Here is a 23185-nt window from a genome sequence, read left to right on the forward strand (position 1 = left end):
ACATTGCGATATTACTACAGTTTGGAACCAAATTTCCAATCAGGATATACATATGGCACGCTTGGAGAAACAGCCGGCTCCGCTTTTTCTACTTCGATTTTTATAACATTTTGCCCATTGAAATTGGTTTTGCTAATCCTTCCAGTGATCATAAACCATGAATCATTGGCAAATTGGTCTGGATTATCCGCTTCAGCAATAATACCGAATGGTGAAATATCAGCAATACAGTGGGTCATACCCATTCGGGCAATAATAAATTGGTTATTTGAAAGTCCTGGTTCACGATAAATAAAACCCTTTATTTTTATTTCTTTACTTTGAAAATTATCCACAAAGGTGTTCATTGATTGCAGCTTTTCAATGAACCATTCATCCTTCATTTCAATCACATTTTGCTTATATAACTTCATTCCGAGTTTTGCGTAATCTTTGTCATACACATTGGTCTTAAACAATTTTTTTAGGGCAGGATCTGCATTTCCGTCTACTTCAACAACTGCTCCTTTGTCACCATTTTTGGAGGATATCCCACCTAGATTCATCCCTTTATTTTCAACTAGCGAACTAGAAAGTGTGTTATTCGGCAATACGAATCCAAGTAATAGAGGTAACAGAAATAAACCGTATATAAGAATATTCTTACCGATTGAATTCTTTAATAAATGATGATGTTCGTGGCCGAAAACGGAATCGTGATCATGACTATGATCATGGTCATGGCCGCAGTCGCAAATAATAACCTGCTTTTTTAAGGATAGAAAAGCAATATAAAATTGAAAAGCTGCCACAATGATCAAGAATCCAGCTGCGATTTTAATATAGATAACCAGCTGCGGGACAACAAATTGCAGAATGTCACCTGAAAAGGTTAACCAAAAAATATAAATGGAAAATCCAATTAAAATGGCTGCTTTCAAAAAATGATGCATGCTGGCAGAATTGAGTCTATGCCCCATCGAATCACTACCTTACGTAATTTTTCAAGTCAAGATATTAAAGGATAAACTGTAATACGAGCGTTCCGGCAAACACGAGAACGAAAACCAATGTGCAAAGCAACAAAACAAATTTCGTTCGAAAAACGGCTAGCATCATGAGAACGCCCTTTATATTGATCATCGGTCCAAAAACCATGAAGCCAACCAATGAGCTCTTTGAAAAAACAGATTGTAAGCTTTGAGCTACAAAAGCATCGGAAGTAGAACATAAAGAAAGCACAAACCCCATCCCCATCATGGCTAAATTGGCAAAGGGGCCGCTATTTCCAATGGCAATTAGACTATTTTGCGAAACATATACCTGGAGTAATGCTACAATCATCGAACCAAACAGCAAATACTTCCCCATATCAAAAAACTCGCTGACGGTATGGCCCATGACCTCAATTACTTTATTCTTCACTTGTTTTTCTGAATGATGCTCATGGGTGTGGTGATGATGATTTTTCTCTTGCTTTAACTCTTCTCTTAATTGATTTGTTTTGACGAATTGAAAAACAATCAGGCCAATCACAAGAGCTGCCAGAAATGCCAGCCCCATCCGGCTGAATGTGACACTAGGCTGATTTTGAAAGGCTGTAAATGTCGATAAAAAGACAATTGGATTTAAAATAGGGCCAACTAATATAAACGTTGTTGCTACATATAAAGGCATTCCTTTTTTAATCAGCTTCCGTATGGCTGGGACCATACCGCATTCGCAAATAGGAAAAATGATGCCCAGCACACTTGCTGTAATGATTCCCAAAATCGGATTTTGGGGGATAAATTTACGCATCATTTGATCAGTCACGAAAACCTGAAGCAGCGCCGAGATAAACACACCGATTAAGATAAAGGGCATTGCCTCAATAATGATGCTGATAAAGACCATTTTAAAAACCTGTACTTTTTGACTGCTAATAATAGCACTATAACCATAAGTAGAAGCAATATATAAGAGAATAACGAAAATCAAACTTCCTAATATGATTAGATGGCGATTTGAACCTACAGGCGAGCTTTTCTGTACCGCAGCATTCCGCAAAGAAGTCCTCCCCCTTTTTTAAGCCACTATTCGTTCGATCAACCAAAAGCTGCCTAACACAAAAGCTATTGTCGAAACGCTAATAACGGCCTTCCTTGATATGTTTGAACGGTGTAAAAGTGTTAATAATGGCAAAAGAATCACAACGATGATGAGCTGAATGATTTCAATGCCAATATTAAAGCTCGCTAAATCAATGGCAAGCTCCCCTTTTGGAATCTTCATTTCAGTTAATAAATCCGCAAATCCCATTCCATGAATAAGACCAAATATAAACGTCAAGGCCCAGCGATGGCTGACCGATTTCCTAAAAATATTTTCGATGGCCACATAACAAATACTCAGTGCGATAGCCGGCTCAACAATACTCGCAGGGACTGATATAATGCCCAATACGGTTAACGTTAAGGTTAAACTGTGAGCAATCGTAAACGCAGTAATGACTTTGACAAACTGTTTGAAGCTTTGTCTTGCAATCAACAGTGCCAGCAAAAACAGCAAATGGTCATAGCCCTCAAGAATGTGAGTCATCCCTAGCTTTAAAAATGTGATCCAGCCGGATGGTGAAGAAGTTTGAGGTGTTTTTGCCTCTTGTTGTTTTGTTGTATCACTTGTTGTCCTGGCTTGCTTGTTTTCACCGGTTTGTACACCCGTATCGTCTGATTTTAACCCGGCATATTCAGATTCACTTAAAATCATCGACCAAGTTCGGTCTTTACCTGATAATGCCGAAGTACTGTTTTGTTTTCCATAATTAACCTTTAATAGATTCACATAGTTTGTGATTATATCATCCTGATAAAGGTTGTCAGTTAATGAAATAGATTGTGACGGTGTTAAGGGTGGATACTCAACCTTAAGCACGAGCTGGGTTGCATCCCCTTTTCGGTTTAAGTTCATTTCAAGTAATTTGGACCAATCCTTATGCTCGCCGTCAATTTTAACCCCTACATTTTCTTTAATGGTCGTTTCGATTTTATTTTTGATTGCTTCGAATTCGTCCGAATCCAGCATCCCGTTTTGGTTAACGTCTCCATGGGTTAATTCGATGACAGAAACCTCATCTAATGCAAACGTCATGATGATTTTGCTTTTTAAAAGATTTATAGTGGTAAAACTGGCACTATAGGCATGTGCTTGTGCTGATTGAATGGAAGAAAAAAAGATAACTAATGGGAGCAACAAAATAATAAATTTTTGTCTATTTAAAAAGAAATTTGTTAAAAATTTTGATGGGAATATTCTGCTCATTGTAGCCTCCATGTGGTGCGAAGTCATAGTTTCCTAAAGAATCAGGTTAAATATATCATAAGTCTTGTAACATCCGTGTAAAATTCATGTAAAAAATCGAGAATTTTGTAGAATATTGACGAATCACATACTAAGATTATATTAGGTCCATTTTATCAATTAAAAGGGGAGATAAAAGGAACCTTAGGATTTTTTTACCATTATTCAAATGGAGGTGCTTAGCTATAAAATAGGGAAGTAAGCGCTTCATCAAAAATGACTAAAGGGGAGGAATTTCGTAGGTGTACGGAATTGTGAGAAAACACAAGAAATGGGTTGGCCTATTTTTAACAGCGCTAATGTTGTTATCACTGGTCAATCCCAATATGGCAAAAGCTGTTTCAGAACCTGTTTCATTGGCAAAATGGGATTTTAGTAATGGGAATAGCCTAACAGCCACTGGTGGTTTGAATGTTAATCTTGACAAGCAATTATCCATAACAGGTGCAACAATGACTGGCTATAATGCCGGACCTACTTCAGGTATTAGTGTTCCTAACGCAAATACTTGGACAAACAACCCATCATACTGGGAAGTTTCCTTATCAACTAAAGGCTATCAATCTATTGCGGTATCATCTAAACAATATGGTTCTAGTACAGGCCCAAGAGATTTTAAGCTTCAATACAGCTTGGATCATAGCAATTGGGCGGATGTTGCCGGTGGAGATATTACCGTAGCGACTAACTGGACCAGCGGTGTTATAACGAATGTAGCACTGCCAAGTGATGCGGCTGATCAAGATCTCATCTATGTTAGATGGCTCAAAGCTTCTGATACGTCAATAGGTGGCAGCACGGTAGCAGGAACTGGTACAAGCCGTTTCGGAGAAATCTCATTTACAGGTGTACCTTCCGGGTCGACTGTAGATCCAGATCCAAACCCTAATCCAGATCCAAATCCGGATCCAGTAATTGAAAAAACAGCAGCACCGGCCGCTACTAAAATCACGTATGCTTCCTATACACAAGTAACAGGAGCGCCAGGTGCAGCAGCCAATAATTCACAAGTATCATTATATTTTGACGCTAACACAGTGGTTGCGACTGCTCCTGCAGGTGCAGATGGATCGTTTAGTATCTCATTTGCTAACCCACAATCAAAACCAGTCGTGAATCTTACAGCACAAGAGACTGGGAAAGAACCTAGTGATAAAGTAGCGATTAACTACACTGGTTCCAACTCAAGCTCAGCAGTTAAGCCTGGTGACGTAGTATTTAGCCAAATCTACGTAAACGGCGGAAACAGCGGAGCGTTTTACAAAACAAAGTTTTTCGAACTTTATAACAATACAGATAAAGATATCGATTTAAAAGATTGGTCAATCGCTTACACATCAGCCTCCACCATGAAATTTGGCGCTGGCCAAGCCCTATCTGGCATCATTAAAGCTCATGGCTATTATCTGATTACTGGCAACACAGGCGCGACAGGACAAGATTTACCTGTACAACCAGATGCCAAAACCACATTAAATCCAAGTGGTTCAACAGGCGGAGCCTTAGTATTAGCCAAGAAGAAAACAGCAGTTACTGGAGCAGATGACCCAGACGCAATCGATTTATTAGCGTACACAGATGGTACAGCCAAGTTTGCAAATCCATTATACTGGGGCGAGCCGATTTCCGATGCTACCATGAAAGCTGGGACTTTCTTACGTAAAACAAATATCGGATCAGACCCGCTGACTTCCTTCGGAATGGGCAATGGCTGGTTTACAAAGAATCCAGCTAACGATTTCGTGTTTAATAAACCATCAGGTGGAGAAACTCCAGAAGAGATGGTTGTTCATAATTCAAAATTCATGCTTCAACCGGATGCTTCAAAAATCGAGTATAAAAATGACGGTGGTGCGGCAACGGTTTCGGGGCAGCCTGGTTCTGTACCAGCTTCAGCTACTGTAAAAGCTTATGTGGAGAAGGCTGGCGTTTTAACGAAAGTACAAGAAGCTGCAGCTGCGGCTGACGGTTCTTTTTCACTAAACTTCCAGAATTCTAGTTCAGTAGTTTACTTGACTCATACTGATTCATCACAGCCTGTTTCATTAGAAAGCAGCTACACAAAAATCAATGTTTCCGGGACAGCTAAGACGATTACATCATTGGATGAATTGCGTAAGAATGATGCAAAGGGCTTCCCTATTAATCTTGGATATACAACAACGATTGAAGGAACAGCTACAACTGGCAATACCCCAGATGGCAGCGTAACAACGAATTTCTTTATTAAGGACGCTTCTGGTGCAATTAACGTAGTGAATAGCCTTAATCCGTCTCTTCCTATTGAATCTGGCAATAAGTATCGGATCGATGGACGGGTTGTTTTTACAGCAGGTATGACACAGTTTGTTCCTACCTCTATTAAAAACGCAGGACCTGATACTTTACCGACACCTGAGTCCATTGCTATCACTGGGCTAAACGAAGCAAATGAGAGTAATTTAGTTTCATTTACCGGCAAGGTGACAAACATACCGGCAAATGGTCCAGATTATGATGTTACTGTAAGTGATGAATCAGGTGACAATTTAGCGATTGTCCGTATTCAAGGAGAGCTTGGCGATCTTGAGAAAGGTTCTAGCTATACTTTCACCGGAATTGTTCATCAATCCAAGAAAATAGCACCTTTTACAAACGGATACTATCTATTGCCAAGAAGCACGGCTGATATTAAAGGCCAATTAGTGCTGACACATACTCCGTTAAAGAAAGCTTATATTGGAGTCGATGTCGCTTTCACTGCGATGGCGAAAAATGCCGATTCCGTTACTCTTTACTACAAAGGTGAAGCTGATTCAGCATACAAAACAGTGATCATGAATTCGGCTGATGCTAGAAATTATAATGGAAAAATTGTTAGGGCAGATGTGCCGACAGGGAAATTACTCTATTATATTGAAGCCGTTTCTGGTGACGACAAACAATCGGAAGGATCCGCTGCGAAACCAATCACAATTGATGTAGTAGAAGATACCGATGGCCCTGCATTTATGAATGAGCTTCCGGGGAATGGAGAAATCGTCAATTCCAGATACCCATCGATATCTGTTAAACTGGATGACCCGAATGGAGTAAAAACTTCAGCAGTATCGATTAAAATTGATGGAAAAGATTTCACTCCAAAAGCAGTCATTAGCGAAACAGAAATTAAATTGGTGCTTACAAAAAGTGATGAGTTAACTGAAGATGAACATACGGTAACTGTAACTGCCAAAGATAAATTGGATAATCCTTCTACGTTCACATGGAAATTTACAGTGGCGAAAAGATTTACTGGCGGAAATCATTACCGGGGAACAACTCATAACCATACAAACATCTCTCATGATGCTGCCGGTACACCTGAGCAAGCACTAAAAGATGCACAAAAATATCACTATGATTACTTTGCTTTTTCTGATCATTCCCATGACATCGATTCAAGTCTTGTCAATAAGGATACGGTTGATCACAACGGAATGAAAGAAAGAACGGGCGGATCTGATTGGCAATTAACGAAAGATTTAGCAAAACAATATACTCAGGATGGAAAATTTGTTGTATTCCCTGCTTTTGAAATGACATCTACTACGTGGGGACACTCAAATGTATTTGGAACAGACAACTTTATTGATCGTGTTGTGGATGGAGGAGCATACCAAAAGCTTCAAAACTATTATGCCTGGACGTTAACATACGACAATATTGTTGCTCAATTTAACCATCCGAAAATGTCGGCTAATGCTTTTGATAATTTTATCCCATATGATAAAAATGTTGATAAGCTATTCACGATGCTAGAAGTAGGAAATGGCTCCGGGAAGTATTCCTATGCGAATGCAGAAGATAAATACTATAGTGCACTCGACTTAGGCTGGCATGTTGCACCTACTTATGGTGAGGACAACCATGATGCTACTTGGGGGCAAACGAAAAAGCGGACTGTAATCGTTGCAAAAGATCTAACTCAAGAATCACTTCTTGATGCCATGAAAAATATGCGCGTGTATATGAGTGAAGATCCAAACTTCCAGTTAGATGTGTCTGCAAGCGGCTTTTACATGGGAGCAACAGTAGATACAGATACATTGGACTTTACGATTACTGGTAAGGATCCAGTGTCAGAAGACCCATCAAATCCAGATTATAGTTATATAAAAACTCCTTCAAACGATGCGATTGCCAAAGTGGAACTGATTACCAACCACGGCAAGGTAATTGAATCATATGTACCTAAAGATGATTCTCCTTCGTTAACATGGGAGCCAAGTGTAACAGTAGCCGGCGGGCAGCAATGGTTTGTTGTAAAGGTTACCCAAAAAGACGGTGATCAAATTTATTCCGCACCTATCTGGTCTCCAGCTAAGGATTTGGCTGTGAGTGTAAGTAATGTCAGCACACCTGATGGCGCCATTATCGGTGGTGTTTCTACAACTCTAACTGCTGGTGTTACAAATCTAGGATCTGTAAATGTAAGTAAGGTAAAAGCACAATTCTATTATGATAGCATTGATGCGGACCACTTTATTGGAGAATCTGTCATTGATTCACTTCCTGCCAACAATTCGGCAAATGCCAGTGTCACATGGGCAAATCCGGCTGCGGGTACGCATAATATCATTGTCCTGCTTTCCGCGGATGACGGACATGATCTCGGCAGCAATAAGTTTGAACAAAGCTTTGTGATTAAAGCGCCATTAGGAAAAACAATCTTGATAGATACAACACATGGCAATGAAAATACGACAGGTGATCCAGGCAAATACGCTGATAACCTTAAGCTATTTACAACATTAATGAAGAAACAAGGTTACACGATTGCAGAGAATAAAGTTACACTTTCTGCTGACGTGCTAAAAAATGTAAGTGTGTTGATGTTAACCCACCCTACTACAGCCTATTCGCCAACTGAAATCGAAGCAATCAAGAATTTTGTTGCGAATGGCGGTTCATTATTAGCAACTGAAAAGAGTAACTTTGGCGGCACCAATCAAAATTTAAACGATGTTTTATCCAGTGTTGGATCTAGTATTCTTGTAAACAACGATGGAGTCTTTGATGAAACAAAAGAAGGAAACTTCTGGGGTACACCACTACCTTCTAATTTCGCAGTTAGACTGCATCCAACACCTGTTAAAAATGCACTAACAGATTTTGTATCAACAATCGAATATTATAGTGGTTCAAGTCTGGCCAAAAATGATGGAACTGGTAAGAAAGCAGCATTGACAGACAGCAGTACAGTCACAGTTCTCGCTTGGGGAAATGAGTCAACATTCCAAGACACTCCAACGATCAAATCGGATTCTGCATCTTATAATGTCCGTACTTCAGACGGTAAAACACCGCTTGAAGGTGTAACAGGCGGTTCAGTCATTCCGATGATTGCATCAGAACAGATTGGAAAAGGCAGAGTCATTGTCTCCGGGATGAATATCTTTAATGACAAGCAGATCGACCAAACTTTCAGTCCGAAAGGCAATGAAAGATTTGGTATAAACGCGGTCAACTGGTTAGCTCATCTCGAGCCGCAAATCATCTCGATTGGCGATGCGCGTAAACTGGCTGAAGAAACAAATGCTGTGGTCGAAGGTACCGTTACAGCTACTCAGTTCTTTGATTCGGCATATATTCAAGATGAGACTGGCGGTATAATGGCCTTTAATGAGGTCCCGGCAGGCAGCCTAAAGATTGGCGACAAAGTTCGGATTTACGGACACATTAAAATTTTTGAAAATAACTTTGAATTAGAATTCGGAAGCTTCGCCGACAGTGTTGTGAAGCTTGGCACTGGAACACCAGTCGAACCTAAATTAGTAAGTACAAAGGATTCAGTCGCTGACGAAAACCAAGGTCTTCTTGTGAAAGTAAAAGGAAAAGTATTGTCCAAGTATGATGATAACTCCTATATCATCGACGATGGTTCTGGCCCTACCTTGGTATTTACGGATGGCTATATTGTTAATCAAAGCGGACCTGTCCCTGATTTAAAAGCAGGTGACACATTGGAAGCTGTTGGGCTTTCAGGTAAATTCTCTGAAGGTGAGCGCATCCGTGTCAGAGACACAAGAGAACTGATTGGCACTGTCAATACAGACCCAGGTCAACAACCGGGAGATAACAATGGCGGCGATCAAGGCTCTCAACCGGGAGATAACAACGGCGGGGACCAAGGCTCTCAACCAGGAGATAACAACGGCGGCGATCAAGGCTCTCAACCAGGAGATAACAACGGCGGCGATCAAGGCTCTCAACCGGGAGATAACAACGGCGGCGATCAAGGCTCTCAACCTGGAAATAGCAACGGCGGGAATGGTTCAAAACCTGGTAACGACGGTTCTAAACAAATTGTCGTGACACTACCGGCTAAGGCCAAAAATGGAAAAGTAATAACCATTGATAAAAAAGAATTTGAAGCAGCGATTGTCAAAATTTCTAATAATGGTGAACTTTCTATTGACCTTGGAAATGAACATGATTCTGAGCTGAAGCTAACAAAAGAGCAAATTGAACTTTTGAAAGCGAAAAATATTCCGCTCACCGTTCAAAATGATGAGGTAAAATTGTCAATCCCTTCAAGTATCTTTACTAAAGGAAATGCAGATATTGTCTTAAAACCAATGGAAATCATTAACAGCGCTAAAAGTCCGGTTTATGATTTTACTATCATCGTTGATGGAAAAGTAATCCATCAATTTACTGAACCGATTACGCTGACATTTGATATCGATATGAACAAAGTGAAAAACAGTAGTAATTTGAAAGTCTTCTATTACAATGAGAAAACTAAAAAATGGGAATTGATGCCAGGTTCAATTTATGCAAACGGCAAGGTAACAGTGAAAACCAATCACTTCAGTACTTTTACCGTATTCGAGGTAGCTGGAGACAAAGCACCGAATGACGCAAAGGCTCCTAACGCACTAAAAGAAAATGGCTTGCCAAATACAGCTACAAATTCCTTTAATATTTTGGCTGTGGGATTACTGCTACTGTTACTAGGTTCCGTATGGTTCTTAGCAAAAAGAAGGAAACAAGCATAATTATCGCAAAATGGTTCAATAACAAAAGAGCTAGGGATATTGAACTGACCTATTAAAATGAGACAACGAAAAAGCACCAATTTATGCTGCCTGTTCCCTAAACTCAATAGGGGACAGGTAGTTTAATTTTGCCTGAAGTCGTGTTTGATTATAATGATTGATGAACTTCTCAACTCTTTCGATTACAATAGAATTTGTAAGAAACTCTCTTCCTTGAGAGTAGAATTCTTCCGACTTTATGGTGGAGTGGAAGGATTCAATAACGGCATTATCCAAGCAATTGCCTTTCCTGGACATGCTTGTGGTAATGCCTTTTTCTTTTGCTATTCTTTGAAATGAATGGGACGTATACTGAGCTCCCTGATCGCTATGTAATATTAAGCCACTCGTATCACGGCCTTCTACAGCGTCTTTTAATGTGTTTACCACTAAAGACACATCTTGGCTGGTACTAATTCGGTATGCGATTATTTCATTATTAAATAAATCCATGATTGTACTTAAATACAACATAGATTGGCCGAATGGCAGATAAGTAATATCTGTAACCCATTTTTCATTTGGTTTAGAAGAAGTAAAATTTCTATTTAAATGGTTAGGGACTACTATCTTAATTTCTCCAGCTATATTATTCTTACGTTTAGGCTTCACCTGGCATTGGAGATTATATTTTTGCATAATACGTTGGACAGTATTTCGGTTAACTTTCCTTTTATAATCACGTAATAACCAGGCTTTAACTGTCCGATGACCAATTAAAAATTTATGACGTTTACAAATTTCAGTGATTTGTATTTCGAGTTCAGTTTTACCTTTTGGACCTTGATTCCTCCATCTATAGTAAGTTGATTTCGGGATACCTAGGCACCTACAAAGAAAGGTTACAGAATATTTTTCCTTTAATTTTTCAACTAAGGTAACTACAGCTTCTGGAACCAACTCCTCTCGATTTCTTGGTACTTTTTTAAAATTTCTAATTGTGCCTTTAAATACTCATTTTCTCTCTTTAATTTTTCCATATCAGATAATTCTTCGGGACCCTTCCCATAACTGTACTGTTTACCAATCCCCTGTGCCAAACGATATTTTTGTCCTTCACGATACCACTGCATCCACCTTTTGACCTGAGTAACATTTGTTATTCCAAATTTGTCCATAATCTCACGGTTTGAATACTCACCACTTAATTTCATCTCAATAACAGCCATTTTAACTTCTTCTGAGTAAGCATTTTTCTTCCCCATAAGAAAACACCTCCTGAGTTACGTATTATTTAAATACGATCCAGGGGGTGCTTTTTCCTTTGTCTTATTTAACTAGGTCTCTTCATATTTCCTAGCTCTTTGTTTTGTATTTGCTTTTGTATAACTTGGTTGGAAGTATGTTTAAGCAATCTGCTAATTCGGAAATAATTTTGGGAATTTCACTAAAATTAGTTTTTTTGATGCATAAGAACCGTCCCCATGCCTCACCTAATGTCCCCCAAGGTAGGCTTTTTTGATTTCTTCGCTTGCTTGGAGTTCGGCTGCGGTGCCTGAGATTTGGATGCGGCCGGTTTCGATGACGTAGGCCCGGTCGGCAACTGATAAGGCCATGTTTGCGTTTTGTTCGACGAGCAGGACGGTCGTTCCTTCCTTATTAATCTGCTCGATAATGTTAAAAATTTGTTTAACGATCAGCGGCGCCAAGCCCATCGAAGGCTCGTCAAGCAGCAGCAGCTTTGGCTTCGCCATGATGGCGCGTCCCATTGCCAGCATTTGCTGTTCTCCGCCAGAAAGTGTTCCAGATAGCTGCTTGCGGCGTTCCAGCAGCCGTGGAAACAGATCATAGACTTTTTCCATATCCTTGCGAATTCCGCTGGTGTCCTTTCTTGTAAAAGCGCCAAGCTCCAAATTTTCCTCGACTGACATATTGGAGAACACGCGTCGACCTTCTGGAACATGAGAAATGCCGGCCTTGACTATCGCTTGCGGTGCTTTGGTGGAGATCGTCTCACCTAAATATTCAATCGTCCCTGATTTTGGCTTTTGCAGTCCGGATAAGGTTTTCAGAAGCGTACTTTTCCCCGCTCCATTTGCCCCAATTAAGGTTACTATTTCCCCTTCCTTCACTTCTAATGAAATGCCTTTAAGCGCCTGAATGTTTCCATAAAATACATTAATATCATTGACCTTAAGCATGTTCGTTAGAAACCTCCTCTCCCAAGTAAGCCTCGATGACCTTCGGATGGCTCCGGATTTCCTCTGGTGTACCTTCCGCAATCAGTTGGCCATGGTCGAGGACATAAATCCGTTCACAGATACCCATGACAAGTTGCATGTCATGTTCAATTAATAAAATCGTCAGGTCAAACTGTTCACGAATAAAGGCAATCAGTTCCATTAATTCATGGGTCTCCTGCGGGTTCATCCCCGCTGCCGGTTCATCCAGCAGCAATAGTTTCGGACCGGCAGCTAACGCCCGGGCGATTTCCAATCTCCGCTGCTGGCCATATGGTAAATTTTTCGCCTTTTCATCTTTAAATCTTTCCAAGTTGAAAATTTTTAAAAACTCTAGCGCTTTTTCTTCCATGTTTTTCTCCTCAGAAAAATGGGAGGGAAGACGGAAAATGGAGCTCAAGATCGAGTTTTTTGCTAACGAATGATAGGCAACCTTTACATTGTCTAACACGGATAATTCACTAAACAGGCGAATATTTTGGAAGGTACGGCTGATCCCGCTTTGCGTCACTTTGTAGGGAGGCAGTCCGTTCAGACGCTTTCCGTTAAACAAAATCTCACCTTCGGTGGGAACATAGACGCCTGTTAACAAGTTAAAGCTTGTGGTTTTTCCAGCACCATTCGGCCCAATCAGGCCGGCCAGTTCTCCTTGATTTAGTCTCATATTAAAGCCGGAAACAGCCTTTAATCCGCCAAACTGAATGCCGGCATTTTTCACTTCAAGTAATGCCATCTTAATTGCCTCCTTTAGCCGGTTTCCACTTGAATAAATCTGTGACTTCACGTGTGCCCATCAAGCCTTGAGGACGGTAAAGCATCACAATGACCAAAACTAAGCTATAGATAATCATCCGTGTTTCAGGATATTGCGCCAAAAATGCTGATATAACGGTTAACAAAATAGCCGAAATCACGGACCCGGTAAGGCTGCCAAGGCCGCCTAAGACAACAAAGATGAGGATATCAAATGATTTTAAGAAACCGAAATTTCCCGGCTGGATGATATAGAAATTATGTGAAAATAGCCCGCCGGCAATTCCGGCAAAAAATGATCCAATTGCAAAAGCAAGAACTTTATAAAACGTGGTGTTGATTCCCATCGCATCAGCAGCAATTTCATTTTCCCGCACGGCAATACACGCCCGGCCGTGCCTAGAATTCGTAAAGTTCGTAATCACCAGGATCGTAATGACCAGACAGACAAATGTGACGGTCCAAGTCGTCAAATGAGACACCTGCATACCAGCGGCCCCGCCTACATAGTCAATATTAAATAACGCGATTCGAATGATTTCTGCAAAACCAAGAGTGGCAATCGCCAAATAGTCACCGCGCAACCTTAGGGTCGGAATGCCGACAATCAGACCGGCCAAAGCGGCAATAACCCCGCCAATCACAACGGCTAGAATAAATGGCAGCTCTAATTTCATCGTGGCAATCGCCGAAATATAAGCCCCAACTGCCAGGAAACCAGCGTGGCCGATTGAGAACTGACCGGTGATGCCAATGACCAAATGGAGGCTCACTGCCAAAATAATATTAATGGCAATTGTAATTAACAAATTACTATAATATATATTTATTAATCCTGAGCCGATGAAAAATTGGACGACTACGTACACAACCGCCGCTAGAATCAGAAATGCCCAAAATGATTTTGATTTCTTCATTATTTTTCACCTATACTTTCTCTCTTGTATTTTTCCCAAAGATGCCCGATGGTCTGAAAATAAGGATGAGAATCAAAATGACAAAGGCGGCTGCATCTCTCCATAAAGAAAATCCTGCGGCACTGACAATAGATTCGATGACACCGAGGAAAATCCCGCCAACCATCGCTCCCGGTATACTGCCGATGCCCCCTAATACGGCGGCAACGAACGCTTTTAACCCAGGAATCACACCCATCAGCGGTTCAATTTTTGTATAATAAACACCAAACACGACCCCTGCTGCTCCTGCTAATGCCGACCCAATGGCAAACGTGAAGGAAATCGTTTTGTCAACGCTTATTCCCATTAAGCGGGCAGCGTCCATATCAAGAGAAACAGCGCGCATCGCTTTCCCCATTTTCGTACGTTGAACAATAAATTGTAAAATAATCATTAAAATAATCGATGTTAATAGGATAAATAATGACTGGCTGTTAATATGGACACCCAAAAAATTGATGGCCTTATTTGGCAATACGTCAGCAGGATACGCTTCCGGCTGAGCGCCGCGTATATAAATCATTCCGTATTCAATCAACAAAGACATACCAATCGCTGTAATCAAGGCAGCGATTCTCGTAGCATTCCGAAGCCGTTTATAGGCAATCCGTTCAATTAATACGCCAAATACCGCACAGAAAGCCATTGAAATGATGAGTGCAGGCAAGAAGCTTAATCCCCATCCCTTAATCGCATAGAACCCAATAAAGGCACCTACCATAAATACATCGCCGTGTGCAAAGTTGATCAATTTAATAATCCCATACACCATGGTGTATCCTAATGCGATTAAGGCATAGATGCTGCCGAGTGAAATTCCATTAATCAGCTGTTGTAACCAATCCATACGTTTTTGCTCCTTTTTCATAAGGCTGTGTTAGACTTATCTGTTCATTTTTCGCTTCTATAAATATAGTGTGCAAACCAACAATTATTTTTAACAAGCCTTTTTCTAAAAAAGTAAAATGGAAGGATAATCCTTCCATTTTACTGGTCTAAATATTAAGGATTAATTTTTGAGTTAAATACTTGTTTACCGTCTTTGTATTCTAGAACTGTTGCAGATTTAATTGGGTGATGATTTTTATCAATCGATAATACTCCAGTTACAAGTGATAAATCTTTAGTTTTTGCTAATTCTTGCTGAATCTTGACAGAGTCTGTGCTGCCTGCACGTTTAATGGCATCTGCTAAGAAATAAACGGTGTCATAACCAAGGGCATTGAAAGCGTTAGGTGCATCGCCATTGTTCTTGTCTTTGAATGCTTTAACAAAGTCTTGAACCTTTTGATCAGGATCTTCAGTTGAATAGTGGTTGATTAGGTACGTGTTATTTAATGCGTCTGCACCTGCTAAATCAACTAACTTTGGTGAATCCCATCCGTCAGCACCCATTAAAGGAGCAGTGATGCCAAGCTCGCGTGCTTGCTTAACAATTAAGCCAACTTCTTCATAATATCCAGGGATAAAAATAAAGGATGGATTTTTCGCCTTAATACGAGTTAATGTGGCACGGAAGTCAGTATCCTTACCTACATAAGACTCTTCTGCAACGATTTTGCCGCCAGCTTTTTCAAATGTTTTCTTGAAAGCATCGGATAACCCTTTTGCATAGTCACTTGAGCTGTCGGAAAAAATGGCTGCATCTTTTACTTTCAAATTATTGGAGGCAAAGTTGGCAGCAACTGTGCCTTGGAATGGATCAATAAATGATGTACGGAAAACGAATTCTCTTACTTTTCCTTTTTCATCTACAGTAACAGTCGGGCTTGTTCCGCCTGGTGCGATTAGAACGGTTTTCGTATCATTGGCAATTTGTGCTTGGGCAACGGTATTTCCGCTTGTTGCTGCACCGATCACCGCATTTACTTTATCTTGGCTTGTCAGCTTAATAATTCCGTTTGTTGCTTCAGCTGCTTCCGATTTATTGTCATTTTTAATAACTTCGATTTTTTTGCCCTCAACACCGCCAGCTTTGTTAATCTCAGCTACGGCCATTTCAATCCCTTTCGTCATGGATTCACCGTAGGAAGCAACGTTACCGGATAGCTCCATGTTTACTCCAAGTTTGAAGGCATCTGAATTGCCTCCTCCGCCGCTGGCGCTTTGGTTTCCTGTCCCACAGCCGGCAAGGATTCCAGCAGCTAATGCTGATACCATAAATACCTTACTAAATTTCTTTTTCATCTCTAGGTTCCCCCTCTGTTGTTTTCTCTTTTTTGATTTTTCTGACATTATCAACCGAATATGAGTATCGGGAAATGATAGTTAGAAATCTTTTAACTATTAGTATATTAAAACAATTTTTTATTTTCGTCTAGTATATTATTTTAATATTTCAGAAACTTGCGTATTCTATGGAAATGATAGTGCTTTCATACGAAAAAACATAAGAAAAGTGAGGGCATCTTCCATAAATTACTTAAATTAGAATAATAAAATTTTAGATAAAAATTATCAAAAAATTCAAAATCGAATAACAAAAAAAGGGGACAGTTCTTTTGACCATTACGGCCGCTAGAACTGTCCCCCCTGGTTATCCTTTATTTATCGATTTCTCCGTCTGCGCAGGAACGATGGAATATCCAGAGATTCTTCTTCTGGCTGTTCATAGTATCGTTCTTGTTCATGTTGTTCTGGTTCGTGAACCGGCTCCTCGCGTTTTATTGGAGTGCGCCCGAAACTCTCTTCTCGTATTATCGGCGTGCGGTGAAAACTCTCTTCCCGCTGAAAGGTCCTTGTTGGCTGAGGGGCAGGCTGTTGAACTTCAGGCACTTGCTCATCGAATCCTGTCGCAATGACCGTTACAATGATTTCATCCTTCAGGCTTTCGTTAATAACCGATCCAAAAATCATATTTAATTCCTCATGAGAAGCAGAAGCAACTAAATCGGCTGCCTCTTGAACTTCAAAAAGGCTTAAATTGGCTCCTCCGGTAATGTTCATGATCACACCTTGCGCACCATTGATAGACGTTTCCAAGAGCGGACTATTTAAGGCCTTCTTGGCAGCTTCCGCAGCGCGATTATCCCCTTTTGCTACACCAATTCCCATGAGGGCAGTGCCTTTATGGGACATGACTGTTTTCACGTCGGCAAAATCAAGATTGATTAAACCCGGAACAGCGATTAAGTCGGAAATCCCCTGAACCCCCTGCCTAAGCACGTTATCCGCTTCACGGAATGCTTCTATCATCGGTGTTTTTTTATCGACGATTTCCAACAAGCGGTCGTTTGGGATAATAATTAACGTGTCCACCGCGTCTCTCATGGCGCTAATTCCATTCAGAGCATTTACGGAGCGCTTGTGTCCTTCAAACTTGAACGGACGCGTGACAACTCCAACAGTCAGGGCACCGATTTTTCGAGCAATCTTCGCAATTTCAGGCGCTGCCCCAGTGCCTGTCCCGCCGCCCATTCCGGCTGTAACGAAAACCATGTCTGCACCTGACAGCACGTCTTCAATCTGCTGTCTGCTTTCTTCCACTGCTCTTTTGCCGATTTCCGGATTGGCCCCCGCTCCTAAGCCTCTTGTCAAGGATGATCCAATTTGCATCGTAACCTCTGCTCTTGATTGGTGGAGTGCTTGTGCATCCGTATTTACAGCTATAAATTCTACACCGCCAACGCCATCCTCAATCATTCGGTTCACAGCATTGTTCCCTCCGCCGCCGACACCGATGACTTTAATCCTAGCAAATTGGTCCAAGTTTGGTTCAAAGTTAAACATTTTTATTCCTCCTCATTCATCCAATTTCCCTTGCTTCATACTAATCATGGCTACCCAAAGGGCTCCTATGTAATTGTCAGATCGATCTTTATTCTGTGTATATTTAATAGATTAGGAGGCTGATATTGCAGCAGTTTTCTAGCATCCTCAAGAAAAAAAGAAATCAGAGAGTAAAAACTAGTAAAAAAACTTCCAGCAGACTCCAAATAGATTATTTAATAGTCTACTTAACCATAATCTTATTGTCCAGTTAAGAATAGCCTATTTTCGTTAAAAAGCTTGAGACATGGGGACGGTTCGAGACCACTGAAAATACATCCTAAGAAGCCGGAACTCTATTTATCTAGGGCTCATAGCATTATTGCTGGATTATCTTTACCGGTGCGACTCCTTGCGCTCACGGGCAAAATAGGCGGCTTATTTTTACCGGTACCACACTTTTCTTGCGCTCACGGGCAAAATAGGCGGCTTATTTTTACCGGTGACACACTTTTCTTGCGCCCACGGGCAAAATAGGCGGCTTATTTTTACCGGTGACACACTTTTCTTGCGCCCACGGGCAAAATAGGCGGCTTATTTTTACCGGTGACACACTTTTCTTGCGCCCACGGGCAAAATAGGCAGCTTATTTTTACCGGTGACACACTTTTCTTGCGCCCACGGGCAAAATAGGCGGCTTATTTTTACCAGTGACACACTTTTCTTGCGCTCACGGGCAAAATAGGCGGCTTATTTTTACCGGTGACACACTTTTCTTGCGCTTACGGGCAAAATAGGCGGCTTATTTTTACCGGTACCACACTTTTCTTGAGCTCACGGGCAAAATAGGCGGCTTATTTTTACCGGTGTCGCACTTTTCTTGAGCCCACGGGCAAAAAAGAATGGTTTATTAAAGACATTTTCTCCCTTAGCTAAGGCTATTTTGTCTTTAATAAACCCAATCAAAGACATTTTGACCTTCTGCTGGGGCGGTTTTGTCTTTAATAAGCAAAACTAATAGTGTTTTCAGTAGTCTAGGATGGTTCTCGTGTGTCATTCCTGTGGTGTCCCATTTTCAGGATCCGTGCCTGGTGCATAATTCCACGGATATTTCTAAAAACCTTAAAATTGATGCATAAGAACCGTCCCCATGCATCAATAAAAGAACCCTGGGCTAAAAAGCACCCAAGGTTCTTTTCAAATTTGTTAATGCGACCCGCCAAACAGTTTTCCGACTCCATAGATTTTTTCAAATATCACTATAAATATCACAGATATGAAGATAACAATACTTGATACGGAGGCGACCATTGGATCATAGGAATCCTGCATATGGAAGAATAGTTCAAGCGGCAGGGTTCTCATATCGGTTGATACCATGAATAGCGAGACGGTGACGTTGTCAAACGAAATCAGGAAGGCAAACATCGCACCGGACAAAATCGCAGGCCGGATAATCGGCAGCGTGATTTTCCAAAATACCACGAACGGATTAGCGCCAAGCACCGCCCCCGCCCGCTCCAGCGTATAATCAAAGCCGCTCAACCCTGTTAACACAAACCGTATTGCATAGGGCACACAAATGACAATATGGGCAATCAGAAAGCCAGTCGGCTTGCCCGCCAGCAGCATCGGCGTGAAATAAATCAACAACGCTGCTCCCAGGACCAAGTGCGGGATCGTCAACGGCGATGTCAACAGAGATACGATAAAGGTTTTACCCGGCACATCATATTTGGCCAATGCCAGGCCTGCAATGGTACCAAGCAGCACAGAAAAGAACGCCGCTAGGAAAGCAAACTTGACACTATTGAAAAAGGCATCCATGTATTCAGGTCGGTCCAATATTTTTTCATACCACTGCAGGGAAAAGCCTTTTGGCGGAAACGTCGGGTAGCCTGCGGTGGTAAACGATGCTCCAATGGTCACAATGAGAGGGATCAACAGAAAAATCAAACCGATTATGGTAACAGTAATCCTTACGCCCTTCATTATCGGAACACCTCCTTGAACTTCCTTTCAAAAATCCTTGAAAAAATCGTCACAGAAATTAACGTAACCCCGAGTAAGATATAAGAGATCGCCGAACCAAACGTCCACCGGAATAACGTATTGATTTGCTCATAAATCACGATCGGAAGAACCGGCACATTAGCGCCACCCATCAGCGCAGGCGTTACGTATGAGCTCATCGACATACTAAAAACAAGAACTATTCCGGCCACAACACCCGGCAGACTTAGCGGCAGCGTCACCGTGAAAAAGGTTCTTAACGGACTTGCGCCAATAATACTGCTTGCTTTTTCTAAAGATGGGTCGATATTATACAGGCTTGTGGCAATCGACAGAACCATGAACGGCAGGAACGAATTGGCTAAGCCGATAACGACCCCTGGTACAGAAAACAGAAGTTTTAACGGGGAATCTGTAATTCCAATCCCCATTAAAAATTGGTCAATGACTCCATTCGGCACAAGGAGCAAGTACCAGCCAAAGTTGCGGACCACCACGCTAATCAATAAAGGTGACGCCACAAGCAGTGTGAGGTAGCCTCTCACCCGGGCTGAGCTTTTCGCCATTGTCAAAGCAATGGGGTAGCCTAGGATAAGAGCGATGATAACCGCATAGACGCTCACCTTAATCGTCATCCAAAGCGATCTTAAAAAATAGGGGTCTGTAAAAAACGTCAGATAGTTGCCAATGCTGTAACTGGCATTGGAGACATCGAGCCCTTCCACCTCGATAAAGCTTAAATAAAACACGTAAATCATCGGAACGACAAAGAATGCAAGGATAAATAAGAGCAGTGGTGCAAGAAGCAGCATCGCTGCCATGTATTTTCGAAAAACGTTAACTTTTCTTTTTGGCGCCAGTTTAAAACCTGTGCTCATCTTTTGGTCAGGCGAATATCCGAGGTTTTCCATTCCACCAACACCTCCGTCCCTACCGACCAGGAATTCTCAATCGTTGGTCCGATAATTTGCACATGGTGCTGCCCCTTAACGGATACCTCAATTTCCCATTGCGAACCGAGATAATTCATTTGCTTGATGACGGCCTTTTGCTGGACGAGTTCTGAATCGACCGCCCCAAGCCCCTGGTCAACTGACTTTATCGAAATTAATTCCGGCCTAATATACAGATTGACGACATCGTGAGCATGGAATGTTCGGTCCTTGCCGATGACATTATCTTTTTTCGTTTTGATGACCCAGCCTTCCTCAATTTCGATATCGGTATGGTCAGCGTCAGCCTCTACCACCAATCCTTCAAAACGATTCGACTTCCCGATAAACTGGAAGACAAATTCGGACTGTGGATTTTGATAGATTTCGGTCGGTGTGCCAATTTGCTCAATCTTTCCCTGGTTCATGACAACGATCCGGTCTGACATCGATAGGGCCTCATCCTGGTCATGCGTTACAAAAATCGTGGTGACGCCGACCTCTTTTTGCAAACGCTTAATTTCCGCCCGAAGCTCGTGGCGCAGTTTGGCATCTAGGTTACTGAGCGGCTCATCCAACAGCAATAACTCTGGTTCCACAACCAACGCACGGGCAATCGCCACCCGTTGCCGCTGCCCGCCTGATAACTCCCGTGGATACCGCTTTTCTAAGCCTGTCAATTTTACCAATTCTAGTGCTCTTTTAATTCTGCTTTCCATTTCATCCTTTTTTAACTTACGCAGCTTAAGACCAAACACAAGATTTTCGTGCACGGTCATGTGCGGAAACAAAGAATACGTTTGAAACACCATCCCAAGGTCCCGTTTATAGGGAGGGACGCCATTCATCTTTTTTCCTTTTATATATAGTTCTCCCTCGTCCGGATCAAGGAACCCTGCAATGGCATTTAAAGTCGTAGTTTTGCCGCAGCCGGAGGGGCCAAGCAAGGTAAGAAGCTCACCTTGCTTGATATCCAAGTCAATATTTTGCAAAACGACATTTGTTCCAAATCTTTTACTGACACCGCGAATCGTCACATCACTTGTAGTCATTACTAAACCCTCCTATGTTCGTTGATGCTAATTACTTCTTCACCTTTTTCCCAAGCTCAGGAGTCACTTCCTTCGTCCACTTTTCGGTCCATTCCGGTTGAATTTTGGCGATGCCGGCGAAATCGGGTTTATAGACAGGATCGCTATCTTTAAAACCGATAATAGAATCGTAGTTTTCAGGGAGTTTTACATTTTTCACTACCGGATAGAAGGCAATTTCAGCGATTTTCTTCTGAGAATCCTCTGTTACCATGAAATTAATGAAATCTTCAGCAGCCTTTTTATTCTTAGAATTCTTTACGACTGTCGCGACGATCGCTTGCAATGGAGCCCCTTCTTTTGGGATCACCATTTTGACCGGAACACCCGCATCATGTAAGCCTGCGATTGTATAGCTGGCTTGTACCGTCACGGCCGCACCCTGCTGCATAGCCGGTTGAATCTGTGTTGAGTTTTTATAGAACGTATCGGAATAGGCAGCTAATTCCTTCCCTTTATCCATTCCAGGCTGCATATTGTCAATGCCGCCGCCATTTGCTTTTGCCATGCTCAAAAACATGGTAAATCCTGAATTGCTGGATACATCAGGGAAAGCTGTCATCCCTTTATAATCAGAGCTGATTAGGTCATTCCAGGAACTGATTGCTTTCCAGCCTTTCTCTTTAAAAATATCCGTGTTATAGCCGACCGCAACGGAGTAGCCTAAGACAGGAACACTATGTTCATCAATTAAATAACGTTCATCAATACTATCTAAGCCTTTAATGCTTTCCTTCGCAATGGCCTCAGTCAAGCCTTCTTCTTCAGCACGAACCGCTACAGGGGAATCATACATGGCGATATTGATTTGCGGGTTATCCTTTTGCAGCTGGACTTTTGTTAAAATTTCATTGGAAGAACCGGCTACAAAATTAATCGTAATGCCATACTTTTCTTTAAACTTTGGCGCCAAATTATCTCGGATTAACTTTTCAATTTTTCCACCATTGGCTGCAATCGTAATTTCTTTCGTCTCTGTTTGCGGTTCTGATTTCGTACCGCTTTCCTTGCTTGTTTCTTTAGAAGAAGGGTTTGGAACACCACAGGCTGCCAGCATCATGACCATTAAAAGAATAACTACACTAAACATTCTTTTCATCGTAAATTTCCCCCTATATCAGTTCTAATTTGAAAAATTCATCCCGTTTCCAATAGGCAGCGAACGCTTAC

The 23185-nt window shown here is 41.5% G+C and carries 15 protein-coding genes; 1 reads left to right on the forward strand and 14 read right to left on the reverse strand.

Annotation, left to right across the window (positions count from 1 at the left end; translation table 11 throughout):
* Nucleotides 1-14: 14 nt before the first annotated feature.
* The 3 genes from KHA99_RS15800 to KHA99_RS15810 are packed head-to-tail and all read right to left on the reverse strand — an operon-like array spanning nt 15 to nt 3279.
* Nucleotides 15-959 carry a TIGR03943 family putative permease subunit gene (locus KHA99_RS15800; protein WP_213118434.1) on the reverse strand — a complete coding sequence of 315 codons (945 nt, stop codon included), beginning with the start codon at nt 957-959 and terminating at the stop codon, nt 15-17.
* Nucleotides 960-996: 37 nt separating this feature from the next.
* Nucleotides 997-2028 carry a permease gene (locus KHA99_RS15805; RefSeq protein ID WP_249366698.1) on the reverse strand — a complete coding sequence of 344 codons (1032 nt, stop codon included), beginning with the start codon at nt 2026-2028 and terminating at the stop codon, nt 997-999.
* Nucleotides 2029-2046: 18 nt separating this feature from the next.
* A complete protein-coding gene (locus KHA99_RS15810; RefSeq protein ID WP_213118435.1) occupies nt 2047-3279 on the reverse strand; it encodes a HupE/UreJ family protein in 1233 nt (410 codons plus the stop codon).
* Nucleotides 3280-3560: 281 nt separating this feature from the next.
* Here KHA99_RS15810 and KHA99_RS15815 point away from each other — a divergent pair, with 281 nt between their 5' ends.
* Nucleotides 3561-10340 carry a CehA/McbA family metallohydrolase gene (locus tag KHA99_RS15815; protein ID WP_213118436.1) on the forward strand — a complete coding sequence of 2260 codons (6780 nt, stop codon included), beginning with the start codon at nt 3561-3563 and terminating at the stop codon, nt 10338-10340.
* An 81-nt stretch (nt 10341-10421) separates the two neighbouring features.
* Here the strand turns inward: KHA99_RS15815 and KHA99_RS15820 are convergent.
* The 11 genes from KHA99_RS15820 to KHA99_RS15870 all read right to left on the reverse strand — a co-directional run bounded on the left by KHA99_RS15820 (nt 10422) and on the right by KHA99_RS15870 (nt 23114).
* Nucleotides 10422-11584, reverse strand: a protein-coding gene (locus KHA99_RS15820) for an IS3 family transposase (protein WP_213117572.1) whose coding sequence is annotated in 2 segments (ribosomal slippage) — nt 10422-11305 and nt 11305-11584 — 1164 coding nt in all. Because the reading frame shifts where the segments join, the coding sequence is not laid out codon by codon here.
* A 228-nt stretch (nt 11585-11812) separates the two neighbouring features.
* Entirely contained in the window at nt 11813-12520 is a 708-nt protein-coding gene (locus tag KHA99_RS15825) for an ABC transporter ATP-binding protein (RefSeq protein ID WP_213118437.1), read from the reverse strand.
* A complete protein-coding gene (locus KHA99_RS15830) occupies nt 12513-13292 on the reverse strand; it encodes an ABC transporter ATP-binding protein (protein WP_213118438.1) in 780 nt (259 codons plus the stop codon). Before KHA99_RS15830 ends, KHA99_RS15825 begins: the two co-directional genes overlap by 8 nt.
* A gap of 1 nt (nt 13293) precedes the next feature.
* The gene (locus KHA99_RS15835) at nt 13294-14229 is read right to left on the reverse strand and encodes a branched-chain amino acid ABC transporter permease (protein WP_213118439.1); all 936 of its coding nucleotides are present in this window, start codon (nt 14227-14229) and stop codon (nt 13294-13296) included.
* Between the two features lie 10 nt (nt 14230-14239).
* Nucleotides 14240-15118, reverse strand: coding sequence for a branched-chain amino acid ABC transporter permease (locus tag KHA99_RS15840; RefSeq protein WP_213118440.1), 879 nt, complete (start codon nt 15116-15118; stop codon nt 14240-14242).
* 155 nt (nt 15119-15273) lie between these two features.
* The gene (locus KHA99_RS15845) at nt 15274-16458 is read right to left on the reverse strand and encodes an ABC transporter substrate-binding protein (RefSeq protein WP_213118441.1); all 1185 of its coding nucleotides are present in this window, start codon (nt 16456-16458) and stop codon (nt 15274-15276) included.
* A 360-nt stretch (nt 16459-16818) separates the two neighbouring features.
* Nucleotides 16819-18000, reverse strand: a complete 1182-nt coding sequence (gene ftsZ, locus KHA99_RS15850) for a cell division protein FtsZ (RefSeq protein ID WP_213118442.1) — start codon at nt 17998-18000, stop codon at nt 16819-16821.
* 1185 nt (nt 18001-19185) lie between these two features.
* Nucleotides 19186-19971, reverse strand: a complete 786-nt coding sequence (locus KHA99_RS15855; protein ID WP_213118443.1) for an ABC transporter permease — start codon at nt 19969-19971, stop codon at nt 19186-19188.
* Nucleotides 19971-20903, reverse strand: a complete 933-nt coding sequence (locus tag KHA99_RS15860; protein WP_213118444.1) for an ABC transporter permease — start codon at nt 20901-20903, stop codon at nt 19971-19973. The genes KHA99_RS15855 and KHA99_RS15860 overlap by 1 nt, the downstream gene beginning before the upstream one ends.
* Nucleotides 20867-21976 (reverse strand): ABC transporter ATP-binding protein, encoded by a 1110-nt coding sequence (locus tag KHA99_RS15865; protein WP_213118445.1) that lies wholly within the window; start codon nt 21974-21976, stop codon nt 20867-20869. Before KHA99_RS15865 ends, KHA99_RS15860 begins: the two co-directional genes overlap by 37 nt.
* A 31-nt stretch (nt 21977-22007) precedes the next feature.
* Complete coding sequence (locus tag KHA99_RS15870) at nt 22008-23114, reverse strand: extracellular solute-binding protein (RefSeq protein ID WP_213118446.1); 1107 nt, start codon at nt 23112-23114, stop codon at nt 22008-22010.
* Between the last annotated feature and the right edge of the window lie 71 nt (nt 23115-23185).

Origin of the sequence: Neobacillus rhizophilus (genome assembly GCF_018343535.1) — a bacterium.
Lineage (GTDB): Bacteria > Bacillota > Bacilli > Bacillales > Cytobacillaceae > Neobacillus > Neobacillus rhizophilus.